11 protein-coding genes are annotated in these 9631 nt (G+C 39.8%); all 11 read left to right on the forward strand.

The window, feature by feature from the left end; translation table 11 throughout:
• The first annotated feature begins 290 nt into the window (after nt 1-290).
• On the forward strand, nt 291-785 hold the full coding sequence (locus ACJMMI_RS03730; protein ID WP_405353688.1) for a YceD family protein: 495 nt from the start codon (nt 291-293) through the stop codon (nt 783-785).
• A gap of 28 nt (nt 786-813) precedes the next feature.
• On the forward strand, nt 814-1002 hold the full coding sequence (rpmF, locus tag ACJMMI_RS03735; protein ID WP_022234847.1) for a 50S ribosomal protein L32: 189 nt from the start codon (nt 814-816) through the stop codon (nt 1000-1002).
• Between the two features lie 107 nt (nt 1003-1109).
• Nucleotides 1110-2417, forward strand: a complete 1308-nt coding sequence (locus tag ACJMMI_RS03740) for a DUF512 domain-containing protein (protein ID WP_405353690.1) — start codon at nt 1110-1112, stop codon at nt 2415-2417.
• A 7-nt stretch (nt 2418-2424) separates the two neighbouring features.
• Nucleotides 2425-3747 (forward strand): ribosome biogenesis GTPase Der, encoded by a 1323-nt coding sequence (gene der / locus ACJMMI_RS03745; protein WP_405353691.1) that lies wholly within the window; start codon nt 2425-2427, stop codon nt 3745-3747.
• The gene (gene plsY / locus ACJMMI_RS03750) at nt 3747-4466 is read left to right on the forward strand and encodes a glycerol-3-phosphate 1-O-acyltransferase PlsY (protein WP_405353692.1); all 720 of its coding nucleotides are present in this window, start codon (nt 3747-3749) and stop codon (nt 4464-4466) included. Before der ends, plsY begins: the two co-directional genes overlap by 1 nt.
• Before the next feature lie 61 nt (nt 4467-4527).
• Entirely contained in the window at nt 4528-4869 is a 342-nt protein-coding gene (locus tag ACJMMI_RS03755) for a histidine triad nucleotide-binding protein (RefSeq protein ID WP_405353694.1), read from the forward strand.
• A gap of 12 nt (nt 4870-4881) precedes the next feature.
• Complete coding sequence (locus tag ACJMMI_RS03760; RefSeq protein ID WP_405353696.1) at nt 4882-5418, forward strand: phosphoribosyltransferase family protein; 537 nt, start codon at nt 4882-4884, stop codon at nt 5416-5418.
• A 19-nt stretch (nt 5419-5437) separates the two neighbouring features.
• Entirely contained in the window at nt 5438-7576 is a 2139-nt protein-coding gene (locus ACJMMI_RS03765; protein WP_405353698.1) for a ComEC/Rec2 family competence protein, read from the forward strand.
• A gap of 10 nt (nt 7577-7586) precedes the next feature.
• A complete protein-coding gene (holA, locus tag ACJMMI_RS03770; RefSeq protein ID WP_405353700.1) occupies nt 7587-8630 on the forward strand; it encodes a DNA polymerase III subunit delta in 1044 nt (347 codons plus the stop codon).
• A complete protein-coding gene (locus ACJMMI_RS03775; RefSeq protein ID WP_405353701.1) occupies nt 8631-9224 on the forward strand; it encodes a toprim domain-containing protein in 594 nt (197 codons plus the stop codon). It abuts the gene before it with no gap.
• 51 nt (nt 9225-9275) lie between these two features.
• A partial coding sequence (locus tag ACJMMI_RS03780; RefSeq protein WP_405353703.1) for a putative ABC transporter permease occupies nt 9276-9631 on the forward strand: 356 nt, incomplete at its 3' end.

Genomic DNA, 9631 nt, shown 5'->3' on the forward strand with positions numbered 1-9631 from the left:
CCTCATCAAAAAGAACAATTTCCTCATTCTCAATTTTTGAAGAAATAAACTTTTTAAATGTTATTTCATGGTTATTAACAGTAACTGATGCATTGATCTTTTCAAGATTTGTCTTGATTTTTTCGATAAAACCGCTTATAATTCCTAAAAATAATAATTATTAAAAAAATTGAAAAAATAGCGTAATTATGAAGAAATTTATCGTAAATATCGGTTGACAAAGTGTAAATACTTTTGTATAATAATCAATAGCGTTTTAATATGCGTTTATGCGGTCAAGAGGTGCAATTATGCTTTTTGAACTTAAGAGTGTCTTTCAAAATGAAGGCGAAGAAAAAACAATCAGCTATCAGCTGGATATAAGCAATATTGACATTGACGGCGTTTTTCCATTCAAAACACCGCTTGATATTACCGCAACAGCAGGAAACAGGGCATCACTTGTTGACCTTACTTTGCTTGTTAGCTTTGACTATGTTCGTAGCTGCGACAGATGTGGAGAAGAATTCACAAGGAAGATGAAGTACAAGTTTACTCATAAGCTTGCCCGTTCTCTTGAAACTGACGGCAACGACGACTATATTGAAACACCTGATTTTGTACTCGACCTTGATGAAACGGTTATTTCTGATGTGCTGTTGTCACTTCCTCAGAAAAACCTTTGTAAAGAGGATTGCAAGGGACTATGCAGTCAATGCGGTCATAATCTTAATAAGGGCGATTGTGGTTGCGATAAAAAGCAGGTTGACCCAAGGCTCGAGATTCTTAAACAACTTATGGATTGATATATGTTATTGTAAGGAGGTCTTTGTAATGGCAGTACCAAAGAGAAAAACTTCACACGCAAGAAAGAGTTCAAGACGTTCAACAGTTTGGAAGCTCAACGCTCCAACACTTGTAATTTGCCCTAACTGCGGTGAGTACAAGGCAGCTCACAGAGCTTGCGGCAACTGCGGTATGTATAACGGCAGACAGGTAATCGTAAAAGCTAACGAGAACTAATTACGGTACAAACATTATGGGCGGCAGAATTCTGTTCGCCCTTTTGTTTTGCTCTGATACCTTGAATTTTTCAATATTTTTGTGTAAAATAAGTGTGAGGTGAGTTCGTGGCTGTAAAAATATTTGGTGTGACTGTAGGCAGTCACGCAGATAGAGCAAAAATTACGAGTGGAGAAACTCTGCTCAGTATTAACGGTAATATAATTGAAGATGTTCTTGATTACCGCTTTTATCAGGTGAACAGAGATATTACACTCGAAATTCAGGATAAAGACGGAAATCTCAGAAATGTAAGAATAGTAAAAAGCGAGTACGAGGAAATTGGTCTTGAATTTGAAACCTACCTTATGGACGAGCAGAAAAGCTGCCGTAACAAGTGTATTTTTTGCTTTATAGACCAGTTGCCAAAGGGTATGCGTGAGTCTTTGTATTTTAAGGACGATGACAGCCGACTTTCCTTTTTGTTTGGCAATTACATTACTCTTACAAACCTAAGTCAGCATGAAATTGACAGAATAATTAAGATGCACATAAGCCCTATTAATGTTTCTGTGCATACCACAAATCCTGTGCTTCGCTGTAAGATGATGCACAACCGCTTTGCGGGTGATGCATTAAAGCATCTTGAAAGCTTTGCTAAGGCGGGAATTTGCCTTAACTGCCAGATAGTAGCCTGTCCGGGAATTAATGACGGTGACGAGCTTATCCGTACCTTCACTGACCTTGAAAAGCTTGGTGTGAATATGACTGCTGTTGTGCCGGTCGGTCTTACGAGGTATCGTGAGGGTTTGTATCCGCTTACGGAATACACTCAGGAAACTGCGGCACAAACGCTTGATATAATCGAAAAATTCGGTGACAAGTGTGTAGAGAAGTACGGCAGACGAATTTTTTATGCAGGCGATGAATTTTATATTAAAGCCCACAGACCGATTCCTGATCCTGATTTTTACGAGGGCTTTCCTGCGGTTGAGGACGGCATTGGTATGATTGCCTGCCTTAAAGAAGAAATTGAATTTGCCGTTGAGGACAGCGAATATAATGATTCGCTTGATTATAAAGTGACTATGGCTTGCGGTGAGGCTGTAGCACCTTATCTTAAAGATATGATGAAAATTATTGCAACAAAATTCCCTAATATTAAAATTGAGGTTGTTGCAATTAAAAATAACTTTTTCGGTGGCGGAGTTAATGTGTCGGGCCTTGTGACAGGCGGCGACCTTATCGAGCAACTCAGAGGGAAAGAGCTTGGAGAGAAGCTTTTTATTCCGTCATCAATGCTTAGATTTGAAAACGATGTTTTCCTTGATGATGTTTCGGTAGAAGATGTTGAGCGTGAGCTTAATATTTCACTTGGAATAGTAAATAACAATGGTGACGAGCTTGTGAGAGTTGTTACCTCGGTAAAGGAATGATAGAAGAATGAATAAACCCGTAATTGCTATTGTGGGCAGACCAAATGTTGGCAAATCAACACTTTTTAATAAACTTATCGGTAAGCGACTTTCGATAGTTGATGACACACCGGGTGTTACTCGTGACCGTATTTACGGCGAGGTTGAGTGGCTCGGTAAAAAGGCATTTATTATAGATACAGGCGGTATTGAGCCAAAGACAGACGATATTATTCTTTCTCAGATGAGAAGACAGGCTCAGCTTGCCATTGATACAGCAAATGTAATTATCCTTGTTACAGACGGCAAAACCGGTATGGTGGCAACGGATATGGATATTGCACAGATGCTTATGAAGTCAAACAAGCCGATTGTGCTTTGCGTAAATAAATGTGACGGCATTGGTGAGCCGACTCCCGAATTTTACGAATTTTATAATCTTGGACTCGGTGATCCGATTCAGGTTTCATCTGTTCATGGTCACGGTACAGGCGACTTGCTCGACAGCGTTTTTGAGCACCTTGATTTTACAGAGGACGGCGATGATGACGGAACAGTAATTAATGTTGCCGTTATCGGTAAGCCAAACGCAGGCAAGTCCTCGCTTATCAACAAAATTACAAACGAAGAGCGTTGCATAGTTTCTGACATTGCCGGTACTACAAGAGATACCATTGATACAATGATTGAAAATAAGTACGGTAAGTTTAATTTTACAGATACAGCCGGTCTTCGCCGTCAGAATAAAATTTATGATGATATTGAAAAGTACAGCATCATCAGAGCAAAGATGGCTATTGAGCGTAGTGATGTTTGCGTGATTATGATTGACGCCGAGGCAGGCGTTACCGAGCAAGACACAAAGGTAGCCGGACTTGCACACGAGGCAGGCAAGGCTTGTATTCTTGCGGTAAACAAGTGGGACGCTATTGACAAGAACGACAAGACTATGCAGGAGTTCAGAAAAAAGCTTGACACTGACTTTGCTTTTATGTCTTACGCTCCGCAGGTGTTTATTTCTGCAAAGACAGGTCAGCGTATTGACAGACTTTTTGAGTTTATTGTAAGCTGTGCCGAGCAGTCTGCAAGAAGAATTACAACCGGTATGCTCAACGAATTGCTTGCACAGGCCACTACAAGAGTTCAGCCACCGTCTGATAAGGGCAAAAGATTGAAGATTTTCTATGTTACTCAGGCATCTGTTAAGCCTCCGACATTTATTTTCTTCTGCAATAACGCTCAGCTTTTCCACTTTTCTTACCAGCGTTATCTTGAAAACAGAATCCGAGAGGCATTTGGCCTTGAGGGTACACCTATAAGAATTATTATCAGGGAGCGTGGCGAAAAGTAATGGATTTTTATTTAGCTTTTTTGGCTGACAACTGGTGGAGAATAATAATTACCGCCGTTGTGGCTTATCTTTTAGGCAGTATTAATACCGCGGTAATTGTTACAAAAATTGTGACGGGCGGTAAAAAAGACATTCGTGAAATGGGCAGCGGTAACGCAGGCTTTACAAATGTACTTCGCTCAGTAGGTAAAGTTCCTGCAATTTTCACCATTGTGTGTGATGCTCTCAAGTGTGTGGTTGCGGTAATTATTGGTTGGTTTATATTCTCAACCATTCCTGCCGATAGTCAGATTCTTTCGAGCGAGTTTGGTAACTGCGGTAAGTATATTGCCGGTATTTTTGCAATTCTCGGTCATTCATACCCTGTTTACTTTCACTTCAAGGGCGGTAAGGGTGTTGTAACCGCCGCCGCTCTTATTGCAAGTGAGGATTGGAGAGTGTTTATTGCGGTAATTGCAACATTTCTTATTGTTTTTGTTTGTTCTAAGATTATTTCACTTTCAAGCATTACTGCGGCTGTGCTTTATGGTCCGTTTACATTTTTGGCAACATTCCTTTTTGATTATCCGAACGGCTATTCTTTAGGATATGTTATTTTGTCAACGGTTGCGGCATTGATTATCGGTATATTTGTAATTGTCAAGCATAAGGACAACATCAAAAGACTTATGCGTGGCGAGGAAAAGAAAATTACCGCAAAGAAAAAGACAAACGCTTGACGGACTTTTGCAAAAGTTGTAAAATAGTGACGGAAATTATTAAATTGAAAGGTCGAATATTATGTCTGACTGTATTTTTTGTAAAATAGTTGACGGTTCTATTCCATCAACAAAGGTTTATGAGGACGAAAAAATTTTTGCATTCAAGGACTTAAATCCTCAGGCACCTGTTCATACTCTCATTGTGCCAAAACAGCATATTTGCTGTGCTGACGAGATTACTGCTGAAAACTGCGAAATCGTCGGTTACATTTTCTCAAAGATTCCTGAGATTGCAAAATCACTTGGTCTTGAGAACGGCTACCGCATTGTAAACAACTGTGGCGAAGACGGTTGTCAGTCAGTTAAGCACTTGCACTTCCATTTGCTTGGCGGCAAAAAGCTTGCTGAAAATATGGCATAAGAGGTGGAAAAGATGGGTACATATAAAATGACTATTGCAGGTCACGAGCGTGAGCTTGAGCTTTTTCCTGTAAGCGATAAGCTTGATATTGCGGCTTTTATTATGTTTGGTGATGTTGAAATTACCGAGGCTGCCGCAACCGAGCTTTTAAAAATTTGCCCTGAGCACGATGTAGTAGTTACTGCTGAGGCTAAAGGTATTCCGCTTTGCTATGAAATGGCAAGACAGGGCTGCAAAAACTATGTTGTTGCCCGTAAAGGCGTTAAGGTTTATATGAGAAATCCTATTGAGGTTAGCGTTAAATCTATTACAACAGAGAATGAGCAAAAGCTTTATCTTGGTGAGGGTGACGCAAACTTTATTAAGGACAAGAGAGTTCTTATTGTTGACGATGTTATTTCAACAGGTCAGAGCCTTGAGGCTATTGAAGAACTTGTAAATAAGGCAGGCGGTAATATAGTAGGCAAGGCTGCTGTGCTTGCCGAGGGCGACGCAAGAGGAAGAAAAGATATTATCTACCTTGAGGAGTTACCGCTTTTCTTTAAGTAATTTATAAGGATTGAGTTTTATGAAGCGACCGTTTGCATTGATTGGTATTACATATCTTTCGGTGCAGGCGGTGCTTTTTTATTTACAGCAAAATTTTGTGACTATTGTCTTTGCAATAGTTTGCTTTGCTGTGGCTGTAGTTTCGTTGTTTGCTATTAAAAAGCGAAATGCAAGGCATATTGCACTCGGCTTTTGTATAACGGCGGCATTGGCAAGTATTATTTTTTGCGGTTACGATGTATTTGTGAAAAAACCTGTTGTTGAGAAATATTCAGATAAAGAAATAAGAGTTACGGCAACAATAACAGAGCAGCCGCAGATTGCAAATGATTTGTACAGATATACACTCAAAACAGAGTGTGTAAACGGCAACGCTGAGAAAATAAAAATCAGTCTGTCAGTTCAGAACAAAATTAAAGCAGATGAGTTTGACAAAATTGTTTGTACCTTGCCTGTAACTGAATGTAAGAAAAAACAGGAGCTTGGCGAGGAAATATTTTTAAAATCGGCTGTGTATGAAAATTTTAATTATAGCGTTGTAAGGACCGAGAAAAAGCCTTTGTATTACTATGCTATAAGAGTGAGGGAAAGCTTTGCAGACAGTCTTGAACAGCTTTTACCGAGCGACTGTGCATCATTGTGCAGAGCGGTGCTTTTGGGCGAAAAATCTGCAATGTCACAACAGATGCAGAACAATTTTACACGCTGTGGCGTAAGCTTTTTGATTGTGGTGTCGGGTATGCACTTGGCTATAATTTGCAGCTTTGTGTATTTTTGCATTAAAAAGGGTGTAAAGAATAGGGTTGTACGCTCGGTTATTATGCTTTTGTGTGCGTTTGCATTTATGGCGGTGTCGGGCTTTTCACCGTCAGTAGTCAGGGCAGGAGTAATGCTTGCTGTAGTGTATTCGGGCAAAATGTTTATGCGAAAGGGTGACTCGCTCAATTCTCTTGGCATAGCGGCATTGATACTTACAGTCCCAAATCCTATGGCTGTGGCTGATGTCGGTATGCTGCTCTCATTTGCCGCTACGCTTGGAATAATTCTATGGGCACAAAGAATTACAAATTACGCTATGAATAGGCTGAGTAATCTTAACCGACTTAAAAAGCCTGTTGAATTTATAGTGAATCTATTTGCTGTGTCGATTTCGGCATCAGTATGGACAATGCCTTTTTCTGTGCTCTTGTTTGGCAGATTTTCGGCATTTTCTGTCTTGCTTTCCGTTCTGCTTTCTCCTGTGGTGAGTATGCTGATTGTATTTGCTTTGCCGGCTGTAATATTTAATAGCATTGCTTTTATGCAATTTCTTGCATATCCGCTTGGTATGGTGTGTGGACTGATAAGCAGACTTGTAATATGGGTGGTGACTTCATTTTCTGGTGTTCCGCTTTCCTCGATAAATGCCCGTAAACCGTATTTTTATATCTGGCTTGCTTTGGGTATTATTATGGTGATTGCAGGATGTTTTGTTAAAAATAAAGCAAGCTACGCTTTAAAGAGTGCTATGGTTTCGCTGTGTGTTTTAATTCTTGGTTTTGGTATATATTCTGTCATTGATGTGAACAGTACTCAGATAAAAATTTACGCAACCGGCGGAAACACCGTTATGATAAAGCGTGGTTTAAATTGCTCGGTGCTTAGCTGTGGCGGTTCGGTTTACAATATAAACAGTGCTGTGTATGATATTATGGAGGATACGTCAAAGCTTGATTTTATCATTGTGCCGTCCGGTAATGCTACCAATACGCTTTATGCAGATATTATGCAAAGAAAATTTGACGAATCGGATGTTTTGATATATGATAATAAAGGCGAAAATAAAGGCTTTGGGTGTAGAAAATATTTTACTGCACGAAGCTTTACGATAAATATAAATTCAAATACTGTTGACGAAATTGTTGCAGCTGACAGCGGAATGTACCAGTATATAACAACAGGGTCAACTTCTGTTTTACTGATTGATGGCAAATGCAATACTGAGAACATTTTGGGAAAACACAGAAATGCAGATTACATAATTACCGAAAAGCTCACCGATGATATTATGGCTTTGAATTGTGGAAAGATGATTGTTACTAAAGGCAGTAACGGTGAGGAAAATTTTGATAATGTAGTTTTTGTTCAAGAAGAAAGCTTAGCACTTGTTCTTGATTAACGGAGGAAATATGGCTGTACTTACAGACAAACAAATGGACAAGCACATAAAAGAAAGAAACTTTGCCAAGATATATCTGATTTACGGTGAAGAACAGATGTATGTAAAAAAATACACCGACAAGCTTGTTACAGCGGTAGCGGGTAAGTCGCCGTCTGAATTTAACTTTCACACATTCAGCGACAGCATAAACTTTGACGAGGTCGCCGCTGCAATTCAGATTGTGCCGTTTATGAGTGAATACAACTGCGTGCTTGTGAGTGACGCTATGTTTGATGAGTTCAACGCAGGCGATAATGCAAGGTTCGCCGATATATACAAGGTTGTACCGGACGGCTGTGTGTTCATAGTGTCGTTGCCGTCTGTTACACCGGTTAAAAATAAAACCGTTTTGCCGGCACTCAAAAAATATGCGGACAAAAACGGTATTGTGTGCGAGTTCAACACTCTTACTCAAAATGAGCTTATAAAATTCATTGCTAAGTGGGCAAATGCCAACGGAAAATTTATTTCTCAGGCTAACGCTGCCCAGATTATTTCGCTTTGCGGTTGTGACCTAAATATGCTCAAAAATGAAGTGGACAAAATTTCACTTTACGCAAAAGGCGAGGAAATTTCTGATGAGGATATAGAAAAGCTTGCTACAGTTACGCTTGAATCAAAGATTTATACGCTGTCTGATTCAGTGCTGAACTGCAACGCACAAAAGGCTTTCAATACGCTTGACACCCTCTTTTATCAGCAGGAAAAAACCGCTGATATGCTGTTTATTCTTGCTCAGGCTTTTATTGACGCATACAGAATCAGAGTGGCAGACGAAAGCGGCGTGCAGAAAACCGAGGTTGCCGCAAGGTTTAATTACAGAAACAGGGCATTTGTACTTGACAATGCAAGACGAGCAACCAAAAGGGTTTCCACACAGGCACTCAGAAAATGCCTTGCCATACTTTTGCAGGCAGAGTCGGAGTTTAAGAGTGTTTCAATAAATGACAGGGTGTTTTTTGAAAAGCTGATTGCACAGCTTTTGCTGACTGCTGAGAGGGGTAGAGTTTAATTGCTAAAAATAAAAGAGGCAATAATTGTTGAGGGCAGATACGATAAAATTAAGCTTAAAAATCTTGTCGATACCACAATAATTGAAACCAACGGCTTTCGTGTGTTTTCAGATAAAGAAAAGCAGTCGCTAATCCGAAGAATTGCCGAATCAAGGGGAATACTTGTGTTTACCGACAGCGACTCGGCAGGCTTTGTTATCCGCAATTTTTTGCGTGGTACAGTTGACAAAAGTAAAATAAAGCATTGTTACATACCGCAGATAAACGGCAAGGAAAAACGAAAGGCTCACAGTTCAAAGGAAGGCTTCCTCGGTGTTGAGGGCGTAAGTGACGAGGTGATTGTTGAGGCAATACGCAAAAGCGGTGCTACTGTAATCGGCGAGGAGGAGCAGAGCAACAGGGAAGAGGTTACAAAGGCTGATTTGTACAGGCTGGGACTTACAGGCAGAGAAAATTCAGAAAAGCTCAGAAAGGCACTTTTAAAGAATTTAGGAATGCCGTCTTACCTTACCACCAATGCTATGCTTGCGGCTGTCAACTGTTTATATTCACTTGAAGAATTAAAAAATATAGTTAAAAAATTGGAAATTTAATAGTTAGAATTATAAATCACCGTTTTGGACATAATAAAAACGGTGATTTTTTTGCTTAACAGATTAAAAAGTGATTGTATGTTATTTTCTCTTGGCGGAATAGCCTATGCCTTGCTTGAAATACTTTGGCGAAGAAAAACGCATTGGACAATGGCGGTTACGGGCGGAAGCTGTTTTCTTACAATTTTCAGAATATATAAGAAATTTCCAAAGCTGTGCTTACGCAGTAAATGCATTATTGGCGGTGCGGTTATTACGCTTATGGAGGGCATTTGCGGATTTATTGTAAATGTAAAGTTTAAACTTAATGTGTGGGATTACAGCAAATGTACGCTGAATTTTAAGGGACAGATTTGCCCTTTTTACAGTATGCTGTGGACTCTTTTGTGCATACCGATAAGCTGTAT

Origin of the sequence: Ruminococcus sp. (genome assembly GCF_045129435.1) — a bacterium.
In the GTDB taxonomy this organism is placed as follows: Bacteria; Bacillota; Clostridia; order Oscillospirales; family Acutalibacteraceae; genus Ruminococcoides.